The organism is Rudaea sp. (assembly GCF_047601565.1).
GTDB lineage: Bacteria > Pseudomonadota > Gammaproteobacteria > Xanthomonadales > Rhodanobacteraceae > Rudaea.
This window is the reverse complement of record NZ_JASGIY010000001.1, coordinates 3828131-3840309: the sequence shown is the minus strand read 5'-3', so window position 1 is coordinate 3840309 and position 12179 is coordinate 3828131. Positions and strand designations below refer to the sequence as shown.

The 12179-nt window shown below is 65.1% G+C and carries 13 protein-coding genes and 1 tRNA gene; 11 read left to right on the top strand and 3 right to left on the bottom strand.

Annotation, left to right across the window (positions count from 1 at the left end):
• Positions 1-50: 50 nt before the first annotated feature.
• Together QM741_RS17125 and QM741_RS17120 are read left to right on the top strand one after the other, a co-directional pair.
• A complete protein-coding gene (locus QM741_RS17125; RefSeq protein ID WP_415208840.1) occupies positions 51-698 on the top strand; it encodes a hypothetical protein in 648 nt (215 codons plus the stop codon).
• A gap of 17 nt (positions 699-715) precedes the next feature.
• Positions 716-1006, top strand: coding sequence for a hypothetical protein (locus tag QM741_RS17120; RefSeq protein ID WP_415208839.1), 291 nt, complete (start codon positions 716-718; stop codon positions 1004-1006).
• Between the two features lie 429 nt (positions 1007-1435).
• On the opposite strand, the gene QM741_RS17115 is transcribed toward QM741_RS17120, so the two are convergent.
• From QM741_RS17115 to tpiA, 3 genes are all read right to left on the bottom strand, one after another.
• Positions 1436-1520: transfer RNA gene (locus tag QM741_RS17115), tRNA-Leu, on the bottom strand.
• 94 nt (positions 1521-1614) lie between these two features.
• Positions 1615-2109, bottom strand: a complete 495-nt coding sequence (gene secG, locus QM741_RS17110) for a preprotein translocase subunit SecG (protein ID WP_415208838.1) — start codon at positions 2107-2109, stop codon at positions 1615-1617.
• 51 nt (positions 2110-2160) lie between these two features.
• Positions 2161-2925: a triose-phosphate isomerase gene (gene tpiA, locus QM741_RS17105; RefSeq protein WP_415208837.1), complete on the bottom strand. Its 765-nt coding sequence runs from the start codon at positions 2923-2925 to the stop codon at positions 2161-2163.
• Between the two features lie 288 nt (positions 2926-3213).
• Between tpiA and QM741_RS17100 the strand changes: the two genes are divergently transcribed.
• The 9 genes from QM741_RS17100 to nuoI all read left to right on the top strand — a co-directional run bounded on the left by QM741_RS17100 (position 3214) and on the right by nuoI (position 12171).
• Entirely contained in the window at positions 3214-3570 is a 357-nt protein-coding gene (locus QM741_RS17100) for an NADH-quinone oxidoreductase subunit A (RefSeq protein WP_330886021.1), read from the top strand.
• An 85-nt stretch (positions 3571-3655) separates the two neighbouring features.
• On the top strand, positions 3656-4285 hold the full coding sequence (locus tag QM741_RS17095; RefSeq protein WP_415208836.1) for a NuoB/complex I 20 kDa subunit family protein: 630 nt from the start codon (positions 3656-3658) through the stop codon (positions 4283-4285).
• Complete coding sequence (locus QM741_RS17090) at positions 4282-5049, top strand: NADH-quinone oxidoreductase subunit C (protein WP_415208835.1); 768 nt, start codon at positions 4282-4284, stop codon at positions 5047-5049. The genes QM741_RS17095 and QM741_RS17090 overlap by 4 nt, the downstream gene beginning before the upstream one ends.
• Positions 5050-5062: 13 nt before the next feature.
• Positions 5063-6316, top strand: coding sequence for an NADH-quinone oxidoreductase subunit D (locus QM741_RS17085; RefSeq protein WP_415208834.1), 1254 nt, complete (start codon positions 5063-5065; stop codon positions 6314-6316).
• Entirely contained in the window at positions 6313-6840 is a 528-nt protein-coding gene (gene nuoE, locus QM741_RS17080) for an NADH-quinone oxidoreductase subunit NuoE (protein ID WP_415208833.1), read from the top strand. Before QM741_RS17085 ends, nuoE begins: the two co-directional genes overlap by 4 nt.
• Positions 6841-6919: 79 nt before the next feature.
• Positions 6920-8230 carry an NADH-quinone oxidoreductase subunit NuoF gene (nuoF, locus tag QM741_RS17075; RefSeq protein ID WP_415208832.1) on the top strand — a complete coding sequence of 437 codons (1311 nt, stop codon included), beginning with the start codon at positions 6920-6922 and terminating at the stop codon, positions 8228-8230.
• The gene (nuoG, locus tag QM741_RS17070; RefSeq protein WP_415208831.1) at positions 8227-10599 is read left to right on the top strand and encodes an NADH-quinone oxidoreductase subunit NuoG; all 2373 of its coding nucleotides are present in this window, start codon (positions 8227-8229) and stop codon (positions 10597-10599) included. The genes nuoF and nuoG overlap by 4 nt, the downstream gene beginning before the upstream one ends.
• 4 nt (positions 10600-10603) lie before the next feature.
• Positions 10604-11677, top strand: a complete 1074-nt coding sequence (nuoH, locus tag QM741_RS17065; protein WP_415208830.1) for an NADH-quinone oxidoreductase subunit NuoH — start codon at positions 10604-10606, stop codon at positions 11675-11677.
• 5 nt (positions 11678-11682) lie between these two features.
• Positions 11683-12171, top strand: a complete 489-nt coding sequence (gene nuoI, locus QM741_RS17060) for an NADH-quinone oxidoreductase subunit NuoI (RefSeq protein WP_347262296.1) — start codon at positions 11683-11685, stop codon at positions 12169-12171.
• Positions 12172-12179 lie beyond the last annotated feature (8 nt).

Sequence of the window (12179 nt, the reverse complement as noted above, 5' to 3'; positions counted from 1 at the left end):
TGGCGCAAGGGCAGCAACGGCCGTTGGGCGTGTCGCGTGGAGGACGTGTCGTGAACGCCGCCGAGATTGCTGCGGGTCAACGGAGTCGCGACGTTCAGCGACGGCAGCATTGCTGGCTCGACTGCAACGCTGACGCCCCCGTCATGGAGCAGGCCAAGGAAGTCGCCGAGTACATCGCCTCGAAGTTCGTGCCGATCTCGGTCGGCAACTTCACGAAGGGCCAGCAGCACCACGAAAGCGCATTGCAGCAGGTCGGTCACTTCTTCGGCATCAACAGCGCACCGGCGACGGTTGTGCGCTCGGCGTTCCAGGACTACGTGATGAGCGGCGGCGCGAAAGGTTGGGGCGATTTCACCAAGACGCCCGAGGAGGCGCATCGCAAGCAGGTCATGCGCGCGGCTTCCGCCGCACTGCGCCGCGGCGACGAGCCGGACTACAGCGGTCTGACCGACGATGACATCGAGAAGGCGCAACAGGATTCAGACCATCCGGTGCCGCAGTTGTTGTTCAGATACCTCACCAATCCCGACAAGATCAAAGCCTACGAACTGGCGACGCCAGCGGAACGACAGCGCTACCAATTGCATGACGCCATCGAAAACATGGACCTGGAGAAGTCGGCGCCGTTCAAACGGCTGGTGCCAGCGGAGCAGGACAAGCTGCGGAAGCAGTTGAAGGCGATTCGTTCGGGCAACTGAGAACAGGAACGGAACAGGTGAAATTCCAGAAGGGCAAATCAGGAAACCCCGGCGGCAGGCCCAAGGCCGAGGTCAGCGTGCGTGAAATCGCGCAAGAGCATGGCGTGGCGGCGATGCGCAGACTCGTGGATCTCATGGCCGATAGCAACGCGCGCGTGGCCGTCGCTGCGTGCCAGGCAATCTTGGATCGCGGTTATGGCAAGCCGCAGCAGTCAATCGACGTCTCAACACTCGCCCCCCTGGATGAGGCGGTCAGAGAGGGACGCCTGAGAGTCAAGCGAATGCGGCATGGCGATGCGCATGACTGAAATTTCAACTACAACGCGCCGCGGCATTCCGGCCGACTACGCAGGTGACGATCCCGAGCTATGCAATGCGCGAACGAAGTCAGGGCGACCTTGCCGAGCGCTTGGAGTGCTACCCAATGGACGCTGCTCGGAGCATGCCGGAATCACGGAGCCACTTACGAAACATCCGCCTGAGGTGCACGCGGGGCCGGTATCGAGAAATGCGCTGTCGAGCATGAACCGACTGCGGAACCGTGCGGCTGCCGTCGTTGCTCGCGCTCAAGCGCGCGACCGCGCTGAGCGATCGGAATAGGTCATCAGGCCCTGCGCTTGATCGGCACCACTTCGGCGCCGGTTCGCTACTGGCGGTTTCGCAGCGCAGTTTTCCATACGTTTTCCATACGGAATGACGATTGATCGTCGATATACTGCTAAGTTGTTGATTTTAAATGGTGCCCAAGGGGGGACTCGAACCCCCACACCTTACGGCGCTACCACCTCAAGGTAGTGCGTCTACCAATTCCGCCACCTGGGCAATTGTTCGTTGTTGCGGCTTCTTGCCGCCGCGGCCGGAGCGTTGCGTTCCGAGCCGCTTATGATATCCGTTACGGTTTGTATCGGTAAAGGGATCAGTGCTTCTTCGGCGGAGCTTTGGGGGCTTCGGCCTTCGTATCCGCCGGCTTGGTTGCGGATTCGTCCTGCTTGGCCGGCGCTGGCGTCGCGGGCGCCGGTGCGGCGGGCACGTCCGAAGCGGGTGCCGGGGCGGCTGCGCCGGTCGCCGGTGCGGCGGGGATGTCGCTGCCGGCGGACGGAGCCGGGGGGGCCACGGTTTTCGGTGCGGCCACGCCGCCCATGACGCCGAGGTCGTCGGCCGACGGCGCGATGGTGCCGGCGTTCTTCAGGTACCACGCCATCGCGAGGCTGAGCAGGAAAAAGATCGTGGCGAGGATCGCGGTGCTGCGCGAAAGGAAATTGCTCGCGCCGCGCGCGCCGAACACGGTGCCCGAGGCGCCCGCGCCGAAGCCCGAGCCCGCCTGCGCGCCGGCTCCGCGCTGCAGCAGGATCAGGATGGTCATCGCGACCGCGATGAGCACGTAGACGATATTGAACAGGGTCAGGGTCATGATGGGTTCCGAACGTGGTGGCATGTGCCGTGGCGGTTCCTCGAGCCGCCGTCACGATTGCGCGGCGGCGCAGATCGCGAGGAAATCCGAAGCCACGAGCGAGGCGCCGCCGATCAGGCCGCCGTCGATGTCCGCCTGGGCGAACAGTTCGGCCGCATTGCCGGGCTTGACGCTGCCGCCGTAAAGGATCCGGAGCGAGCCGGCTATTCTAGCATCCAGTTCGGCGACTTTGCTACGGATGAAGGCGTGCATTTCCTGCGCCTGCGCCGGCGTGGCGGTGCGGCCGGTGCCGATCGCCCAGACCGGCTCGTAGGCAACGACCGCGTTTTCGAGCGCGACGACACCGGAGGCGGCCATCGTCGCGCCGAGCTGTTCGGCGACGACGACGAAGGCCTGGCCGCGATCGCGCTGTTCGAGCGTTTCGCCGATGCAGAGGATCGGCGTGAGGCCCATTTCCTGCGCGCGCGCGAATTTTTCGGCGACGCAGAAGGCGTTTTCGTGGTGCAGGGTGCGGCGTTCGGAGTGGCCGACGAGGGTGTGCGTGGCGCCGATGTCCCTGACCATCGCCGCGGCGGTTTCGCCGGTGTAGGCGCCTTGTTTGTGCTCGCTGACGTCTTGCGCGCCGAAGATCAGGCGCGCGTCGGCGTGCCGCGCGACGAGTTCGGGCAGATAGACGCCGGGCGGCAGGATCGCGATGTCGATCGCGTCCAGCGCGCCCGACGCGCGTGTCTTGGCGATCGCGTCGACCAGTTCGTGCGCGGCGGCGCGCGAGCCGTGCATCTTCCAGTTTCCGGCGACGAGTTTGCGGCGAGGCATGCGGGAGTCTCGAATGGGATGTCGTCAAAGGATACACGGACGCCGCGTTCCGGCGGCCTCGCGGCATCTTCCATCACAAGTTGTTGCGTCGCGCAAGCGTTGGCAAGATGGAATGCGCGCACTATCATATTCCCCGTCGGGCCGGTGTCGTTCGCGCGGTTCGGGCAGCGGAATCGCCGCGCATTGCCAGCGATGCGACTCGCGCCGAGTGGTCAAATCGACCGTTTCTGGATGGGCTGCGCCCGGCGGCGCGGTCGCTGATGCGTCAGGGAGATGCGGAGGCTTTGCGTGCTGGCTGAATATTTTCCGATTCTGTTGTTCCTTCTGGTCGCCGGCGGTATCGGTATCGCCCTGCTGTTGATCGGTGCCGTGCTCGGCCCGCGCAGCAAGAACAAGGAAAAATCCGAAGCCTACGAATGCGGCTTCGAGGCGTTCGAGGACGCGCGCATGCAGTTCGACGTGCGCTATTACCTGATCGCGATCCTGTTCATCCTGTTCGATCTCGAAATCGCGTTCCTGTTCCCCTGGGCGGTGGTGTTCAAGCAGATCGGCCTCGTCGCGCTGGTCGAGATGGCGATGTTCCTCGCGCTGCTGCTGCTCGGTTTCGTTTACTGCTGGAAGAAGGGGGCGCTCGAATGGGAATGAACGCTTTCGTAGGGGCGCGATTCATCGCGCCCGAAGGACACAAAGCAGAGCCGGGCGCGATGAATCGCGCCCCTACGGCGGGCGCATGAGTAACACAGAGACCACGATTGAAAAACACTTGTTCACCAACCCGGTCGCGACCGGGCCGGTGGAGGACATCCTGCGCCCGGGCGAGGGCAATCCGCTGCTTGAGCGCGGTTTCGTCACCGCATCGCTCGATTCGCTGATCAACTGGGCGCGCACCGGCTCGATGTGGCCGATGACGTTCGGCCTGGCCTGCTGCGCGGTCGAGATGATGCACGCCGGCGCGGCGCGCCTCGACCTCGACCGCTACGGCGTCGTGTTCCGCCCGTCGCCGCGCCAGTCCGACGTGATGATCGTCGCCGGCACGCTGGTCAACAAGATGGCGCCGGCGCTGCGCCGCGTCTACGACCAGATGCCCGATCCGAAGTGGGTCATCTCGATGGGCTCGTGCGCGAACGGCGGCGGCTACTACCACTATTCCTATGCCGTCGTGCGCGGCTGCGACCGCATCGTGCCGGTCGACGTCTACGTGCCCGGCTGCCCGCCGACCGCCGAGGCGCTCGTTTACGGCATTTTGCAATTGCAGAAGAAGATCCGCCGCTCGAGCCCGATCGGCGAGAAACAGATCGCGACAGGCAACTCGCCGCAGAAGCGGGTTGTCGTCAACAGCAACGTCATCGCGCGCACATGACCGACACGCCCGCCACCTCCGCTCCTGCCGAGGCGCCCGCGGCGCCGGTTACGCTCGCGCAGCGCATCGCCACGCGGCTCGGCGCCAAGGTCATTTCCGCCGGAGAATCGTTCGGCGAAACCGTCGTCGAGGTGCTGCCGGAAAACTGGCTCGCGGTGGCACAGGCATTGCGCGACGAGGCCGATTTCCATTTTGAACAGTGCATCGACGTCTGTGGCGTCGACTATCTGAGTTACGGCGATGATGAGTGGGACACGACCGACGTGTCCTCGACCGGTTTCTCGCGTGGCGTCGAAGGCGAGGGGCCGGGCCGCTTCCAATGGTCCAACCGTCCGCTCGTCGGCGCGGGGCACAAGCGCTTCGCGGCGGTGGCGCACCTGCTCTCGATCAAGAACAACCAGCGCGCGCGTATCCGCTGCCATGCGCAGGACGATGCGTTGCCGGTGGTGCCGTCGCTGACCGGCATCTGGCCCGGCGTGAACTGGTTCGAGCGCGAGGCGTTCGATCTGTTCGGCATCGTCTTCGAAGGTCACCCGGACCTGCGCCGCATCCTCACCGACTACGGTTTCGTCGGCCATCCGTTCCGCAAGGACTTCCCGCTGATCGGCAACGTCGAAGTGCGCTACGACGAAGCGCTCGGCCGCGTGATCTACGAGCCGGTGACCAGCGTCGAGCCGCGCGTCGGCGTACCGCGCGTGGTGCGCAACGATTCGCGCTACGACCAGGCCGCGGCGGAGAAAGCCGCCTCGGCGCCGGCGAAGTGATGCGGGTATACAAATGCAAGAAATAAAGAATTACACGATCAACTTCGGCCCGCAGCACCCGGCGGCGCACGGCGTGCTGCGCCTCGTGCTCGAGCTCGACGGCGAGGTGATCCAGCGCGCCGATCCGCATGTCGGCCTCCTGCACCGCGGCACCGAGAAGCTGGCGGAGTCGAAGCCGTTCAACCAGTCGATCGGCTACATGGACCGGCTCGACTACGTGTCGATGATGTGCAACGAGCACGCCTACGTGCGCGCCATCGAAAAGCTGATGGGCATCGAGGCACCGATCCGCGCGCAGTACATCCGCACGATGTTCGACGAGATCACGCGGATACTGAATCATCTGATGTGGATCGGCTCGAACGCGCTCGACCTCGGCGCGATGGCCGTGTTCCTCTACGCGTTCCGCGAGCGCGAGGAGCTGATGGACTGCTACGAGGCGGTGTCGGGCGCGCGCATGCACGCGACCTACTACCGCCCCGGCGGCGTCTACCGCGACCTGCCGGCGCAGATGCCGAAGTACAAGGAGTCGCGCTGGCACAAGGGCGGCGACCTCAAGCGGCGCAACGAATGGCGCGAAGGCTCGCTGCTCGATTTCCTCGACGCCTTCACCAAGGACTTCCCGGCGCGGGTCGACGAGTACGAAACGCTGCTGACCGACAACCGTATCTGGAAGCAGCGCACGGTCGGCATCGGCGTGGTGCCGCCCGAGCAGGCGCTGGCCTGGGGCATGAGCGGCCCGATGCTGCGCGGCTCCGGCATCGAATGGGATCTGCGCAAGAAGCAGCCCTACGCGATGTACGACAAGGTGGATTTCGACATTCCGGTCGGCGTCCACGGCGACTGCTACGACCGCTACCTCGTGCGCGTCGAGGAGATGCGCCAGGCCAACCGCATCGTCGCGCAGTGCGTGGAATGGCTGAAGAAGAACTTGGGCGACGTGATCGTGCGCAACTTCAAGGTCGCGCCGCCGACCCGCGAGGAAATGAAGGACGACATGGAAGCGTTGATTCATCACTTCAAACTGTTCACCGAAGGCTACAGCGTGCCCGCGGGCGAGACGTATGCCGCGGTCGAGGCGCCGAAGGGCGAGTTCGGTTGCTACCTGATTTCCGACGGCGCGAACAAGCCGTTCCGCGTGAAGCTGCGCGCGCCGGGCTTCGCGCACCTGTCGTCGATGGACGCGATCGTGCGCGGCCACATGCTGCCGGACGTCGTCGCGATGATCGGCACCTACGATATCGTGTTTGGAGAAGTCGATCGATGAAAGCGACGGGCCACTACGCCGAAGTCAAGGACGTCGATCCACTCGTCGTGCTCGACGCGCACACGTGCGAGCACATCGACCATTGGCTGACGAAGTTCCCGCCGGACCGCAAGCGCTCCGCGCTGATTCAGTCGCTGTTCGCGGCGCAGGAGCAGAACGGCGGCTACTTGACCGACGAGTTGATCACCGCGGTCGCGAAATATCTCGGCCTGCCGGCGGTGTGGGCCTACGAGGTGGCGAGCTTCTACTCGATGTTCGAAACCACGCCGGTCGGGCGCAACAACGTGGCCGTGTGCACGAACATCTCGTGCTGGCTCAACGGCGGCGAGGGCATCCTCAAGCACTGCGAGAAGAAGCTCGGCATCAAGGTCGGCGAATCGACGGCAGATGGCCGCGTGTACCTGAAGAAGGAAGAAGAATGCCTCGCGGCCTGCTGTGGCGCGCCGATGATGGTGGTCAACGGCCATTATCACGAGAAGCTGACGCCGGAGTCGGTCGACGAGATTCTGGATGGGTTGAAGTAGGGCGGGTCTCGACCCGCCTCGCGTGACGAAATCGAATGATCAAATGGCGGGTCAAGACCCGCCCTACGAGTGAACTTCTATGGCTGTAGGCCCCGCACCGCAGGAACATCAAGTCGTCTACACGACGCTGAATTTCGACATACCATGGTCGATGGACAGCTATCTGAAGGTCGACGGCTACGAGGCGTGGAAGAAAATCCTCGCCGAGAAGCCCGACCCGGCGTCGATCGTCGACGAGCTGAAGAAAAGCTCGCTGCGCGGCCGCGGCGGCGCAGGCTTTCCGACCGGATTGAAATGGTCGTTCATGCCGAAAGGCACGATGCAGAAATACATCCTGTGCAATTCGGACGAATCCGAGCCAGGCACCTGCAAGGACCGCGACATCCTGCGCTTCAATCCGCATGCGGTCGTCGAGGGTCTCGCGATCGCGTGCTACGCGACCGGTTCGACCGTGGCCTACAACTATCTGCGCGGCGAATTCCACCACGAGCCGTTCGAGCATTTCGAGGCGGCGCTGAAAGAAGCGTATGACGCGGGCCTGCTCGGCAAGAACATCGGCGGTTCGGGCATCGACGTGGACATCTATGCCGCGCTCGGCGCCGGCGCCTACATCTGCGGCGAAGAGACCGCGCTGATGGAGTCGCTCGAAGGCAAGAAGGGGCAGCCGCGCTTCAAGCCGCCGTTCCCGGCCGGGTTCGGCCTCTACGGCAAGCCGACGACGATCAACAACACCGAAACCTACGCGTCGGTGCCGACGATCCTCAACAAGGGCGCCGAATGGTTTCTCGCCCAGGGCAAGCCGAACAACGGCGGCCCGAAGATCTTCTCCGTGTCGGGGCACGTCAACAATCCGGGCAATTTCGAGATCCGCCTCGGCACCCCGTTCCCCGAGCTGCTCGCGCTGGCCGGCGGCGTGCGCGGCGGTCGCAAGCTCAAGGCCGTCATCCCCGGCGGCGCCTCGATGAAGGTGCTCAAGGGCGAGACGATGATGGGCCTGACGATGGACTACGACGCGATCGGCAAGGCCGGGTCGGGCCTCGGCTCGGGCGCCGTCATCGTCATGGACGAGACGACGTGCATGGTGCGCGCCTGCCATCGCATCAGCCGCTTCTACTACGCCGAATCCTGCGGCCAGTGCACGCCGTGCCGCGAAGGCACCGGCTGGATGTACCGCCTGCTCACGCGCATCGTCGAGGGCAAGGCCGACACGAACGACCTTACCATGCTCAAGCAGGCGGCCGGGCAGATCGAGGGCCATACGATCTGCGCGTTCGGCGAAGCCGCCGCATGGCCGGTGCAGGGTTTCCTCGCCCAGTTCTGGGACGAGTTCGAGTACTACATCAAGAACGGCCGCTCGATCGTCGACGCGCCGCTGGGAGTCGCCGCATGAGTGCGCAGCCGACCGCGCCCGCCGCGCCGCCCGATTTCGTCAACATCGAGATCGACGGCAAGCCGATGCAGGTGCCGAAGAATTCGATGATCATCGCCGGCGCCGACAAGGCCGGCATTCCGATCCCGCGTTTCTGCTACCACGAGAAGCTGCCGGTCGCCGCGAACTGCCGCATGTGCATGGTCGAGGTCGAGATGGGCGGCAAAATGATGCCGAAGCCGCAGCCGGCCTGCGCCACGCCGGTCGCCGAAGGCATGAAGGTGTTCACGCAGTCGACCAAGGCGCTCGCGTTCCAGCGCGACGTGATGGAGTTCCTGCTCATCAACCATCCGCTCGACTGCCCGATCTGCGACCAGGGCGGCGAATGCGAGCTGCAGGACGTGTCGATGGGCTACGGCCGCTCGGTGTCGCGCTTCGCCGAGCGCAAGCGCGTCGTGCCCGACGAGGATCTCGGCCCGCTGATCGAAACCGAGATGACGCGCTGCATCCAGTGTACGCGCTGCGTGCGCTTCATGACCGAGGTGGCCGGTTCGCCGGAACTCGGCGGCATGGGCCGCGGCGAGCATCTGGAAATCGGCACCTACATCGGCAAGACGATCGACAGCGAGCTCGGCGGCAACATCATCGACGTCTGTCCGGTCGGCGCGCTGACCAACAAGGTGTTCCGCTTCCGGGCGCGCGCCTGGGAGCTGATCGCGCGCGAGTCGATCGGCTACCACGATGCGCTCGGCTCGAACCTGTGGCTGCATACGCGCCGCGGCGAAGTGTTGCGCAGCGTGCCGCGCGACAACGAAGCGATCAACGAATGCTGGCTGTCGGACCGCGACCGCTATTCGCATCAGGGTCTGTACGCGGAAGACCGTGCGACCAAGCCGATGGTACGCAAGAACGGCGAACTCGTCGAAGTGTCGTGGGACGAGGCGATCGCGTTCGTCGCCGACGGTTTGAAGAAGCACGGCGCCGACGTCGGCGCGCTTGTCGCCCCGTATGCCTCGTGCGAGGAAGGCCATCTGCTTGCGCAGATCGTGCGCGGCCTCGGCAGCGACAACATCGACCATCGCCTGCGCGTCGCCGACTTCGCCGACGGCGGCCCGGCCGGCGCGACGTTCGAGATGCCGCTCGCGCAGATCGAGAAGGCCGGCGCGGTGCTGCTGGTCGGCAGCAATTCGCGCCACGATGCGCCGCTGCTGAGCCATCGCATCCGCAAGGCGTGGAAGCGCGGCGCGAAGGTGTTCGCGGTCAATCCGCTCGATCACGATTTCAATTTCGATTTCCACCTCGGCGGCAAGGCCATCGTGCTGCCGTCGCAACTGGCCGGCGAGCTCGCGGCATTGGTCGCGGCCGCGCGCGAAGCCGGCGCGAACGTGGCGGCGAATCTTGCCTCCATCGTCGATGCGGCGAAGCCGACCGATGCGCATCGCGCCACGGTGAAGGCGCTGCGCGAAGCGCCCGGCTCGGTGCTGATGTTCGGTAACGATGCCGTGCATCATGCGCAGGCCTCGCTGCTGCGCGCTCTGGCGAAAGCGCTCGCGACGGCGACGGACAGCGCGTTCAACGAACTCCCCGACGGCGCAAACGCGGTCGGCCTCGCGCGCGTCGGCGCGCAGCCGAGCACGATCGACCGCAATGCCGCGGCGCTGCTTGCGCATCCGACGAAGGCGCTGATCAGCTATCACCTCGGCGCCGAAGACACGAGTTCGCCGGCAGCCTATGACGCGGCGCGCGACAATGCGGCATTCGCCGTCTACATCGGCGCGTTCGCCTGCAACGGCGTGAAGCGCACGGCGCAGGCGGTGTTGCCGGTCGGCTTGCCGCCCGAGGTCGACGGCAGCTACGTCAACGTCGATGGCGTCGTGCAGACGGTTTCCGCCGGCGCGAAGCTGCCGGGCGATGCGCGTCCGGGCTGGAAGGTATTGCGCGCGCTCGGCGCGGCGCTCGGATTGCAGGGCTTCGGCTTCACCGAATTCGGCGAAGTGCATGCAGCCATTGCCGATGCGGTGGCGGCGAAGTCTGCGACTCCGGCATCGTCCGGGTTGCGGACGACTCCGGTCTTCGCCGGTGGGGGTTCGTTCGAGCGCATCTCGACCGTGCCGATCTATCGCAGCGATGCCATTGTGCGCCGCTCGCCCGCGCTGCAGGCGCATCCGCTCACGGGGGTTTGCTGTGTCGGCCTGCATCCCGAAGACGCGCTCGCGCTCGGCATCGGCAACGGCGGCAAGGCGAAAGTGTTGAGCGGCGCGGCCGAGGTGGAACTGCCGGTCGTGGTGACGCGCGCGGTGCCGCGCGGCGGCGCGTGGATCGAAAAAACCTGGAAACAGACGCGCGCGTTGCCCGGCAACGGCGCGGCTCTGACGGTAACGAGGGCCTGACGGCGTGCTTTCCCATTTCTTCCATACCTGGATTCACGATCCGCTTGTTTCGACGTTCGGCGTCGGCGGCCTCGTCGTCTGGCTCGTGCTCTGCATCCTCGCGATCGCGGTGCCGGTGATCCTCACCGTTGCGATCTACGTCTGGTGGGAGCGCAAGGTGCTCGGCTGGATGCACGTGCGCATGGGGCCGAACAGCGTCGGCCCGGCCGGCCTCGCGCAGACGTTTGCCGACGTGTTCAAGCTACTGCTGAAGGAATACTTCATGCCGCAGGCGGCGAGCAAGTTCCTGTTCGTCGTCGCGCCGTTGATCGCGCTCGTGCCGGCGTTCGCGGCGTGGGCGGTGGTGCCGTTCGACGACAAGGCCGTGCTCGCCGACGTCAACGCCGGGCTGCTCTATCTGCTCGCGATGACCTCGCTCGGCGTGTACGGCATCATTCTCGCCGGCTGGTCGTCGAACTCGAAGTACGCGATGCTCGGCGCGATGCGCTCGGCCGCACAGGTGGTCAGCTACGAAATCGCGATGGGCATGGCCCTGGTCGGCGTGCTGATCTGCGCGGGCAGCCTCAACCTGTCCGACATCGTGCGCGCGCAGGGCGGCCACTACGGGCTGTTCTCGTGGTTCTGGCTGCCGCTGCTGCCGCTGTTCGTGATCTATTTCATTTCGGGCGTGGCCGAGACCAACCGCGCGCCGTTCGACGTCGCCGAAGGCGAGTCGGAAATCGTCGCCGGCTTCCACGTCGAATATTCGGGCGCGCCGTTCGCGGTGTTCTTCCTGACCGAATACGCGAACATGATCCTGATTTCGTTCCTCGCCTCGGTGCTGTTCCTCGGCGGCTGGCTGTCGCCGTTCCACGGCCTGGGCTGGGGCTTTCTCTCGGCCGACGGCTGGTGGTGGCTGTTCGCCAAGGCGTTCGGCTTCGCGTTCTTCTATCTCTGGTTCCGCGCCGCGTTTCCGCGCTACCGCTACGACCAGATCATGCGTCTGGGCTGGAAAGTCTTCGTGCCGATCACGATCGTCTGGGTGCTCGTCGCCGGCGTTCTCGTCTATTTCAACATCGTCGGTCCGGGCAAGGTGTAAGAGAAATGACTGCCGTCGTCCGCTATTTCAAAAGCCTGTTCCTGCTCGAGCTGCTCAAGGGCCTCGCGCTGACTGGCAAGTACATGTTCAAGCCGAAGTACACGATGCGCTATCCGATGGAGAAGATTCCGCAGTCGAATCGTTTCCGCGGCCTGCACGCGCTACGTCGTTATCCGAACGGCGAGGAGCGCTGCATCGCATGCAAACTGTGCGAAGCGGTGTGCCCGGCGCTCGCGATCACGATCGATTCCGAGCAGCGCGCCGACGGCACGCGCCGCACGACGCGCTACGACATCGACCTGTTCAAGTGCATCTATTGCGGCTTCTGCGAGGAAAGCTGCCCGGTCGACTCGATCGTCGAGACCAACATCCACGAATACCACTTCGAGAAACGCGGCGAAAACATCGTGACCAAGCCGAAGCTGCTTGCGATCGGCGACCGTTTCGAGAAGGAAATCGCAGCGGCGCGCGCGCAAGACGCGGCGTATCGGTGAGGCGGCGC

What these genes read in the sequence shown, in the direction of transcription:
- secG (WP_415208838.1), bottom strand. Translation starts at nt 2,109, where the DNA reads ATGACCCTGACCCTGTTCAATATCGTCTACGTGCTCATCGCGGTCGCG.
- tpiA (WP_415208837.1), bottom strand. Translation starts at nt 2,925, where the DNA reads ATGCCTCGCCGCAAACTCGTCGCCGGAAACTGGAAGATGCACGGCTCG.
- QM741_RS17095 (WP_415208836.1), top strand. Translation starts at nt 3,656, where the DNA reads ATGAGTAACACAGAGACCACGATTGAAAAACACTTGTTCACCAACCCG.
- QM741_RS17090 (WP_415208835.1), top strand. Translation starts at nt 4,282, where the DNA reads ATGACCGACACGCCCGCCACCTCCGCTCCTGCCGAGGCGCCCGCGGCG.
- QM741_RS17085 (WP_415208834.1), top strand. Translation starts at nt 5,063, where the DNA reads ATGCAAGAAATAAAGAATTACACGATCAACTTCGGCCCGCAGCACCCG.
- nuoE (WP_415208833.1), top strand. Translation starts at nt 6,313, where the DNA reads ATGAAAGCGACGGGCCACTACGCCGAAGTCAAGGACGTCGATCCACTC.
- nuoF (WP_415208832.1), top strand. Translation starts at nt 6,920, where the DNA reads ATGGCTGTAGGCCCCGCACCGCAGGAACATCAAGTCGTCTACACGACG.
- nuoG (WP_415208831.1), top strand. Translation starts at nt 8,227, where the DNA reads ATGAGTGCGCAGCCGACCGCGCCCGCCGCGCCGCCCGATTTCGTCAAC.
- nuoI (WP_347262296.1), top strand. Translation starts at nt 11,683, where the DNA reads ATGACTGCCGTCGTCCGCTATTTCAAAAGCCTGTTCCTGCTCGAGCTG.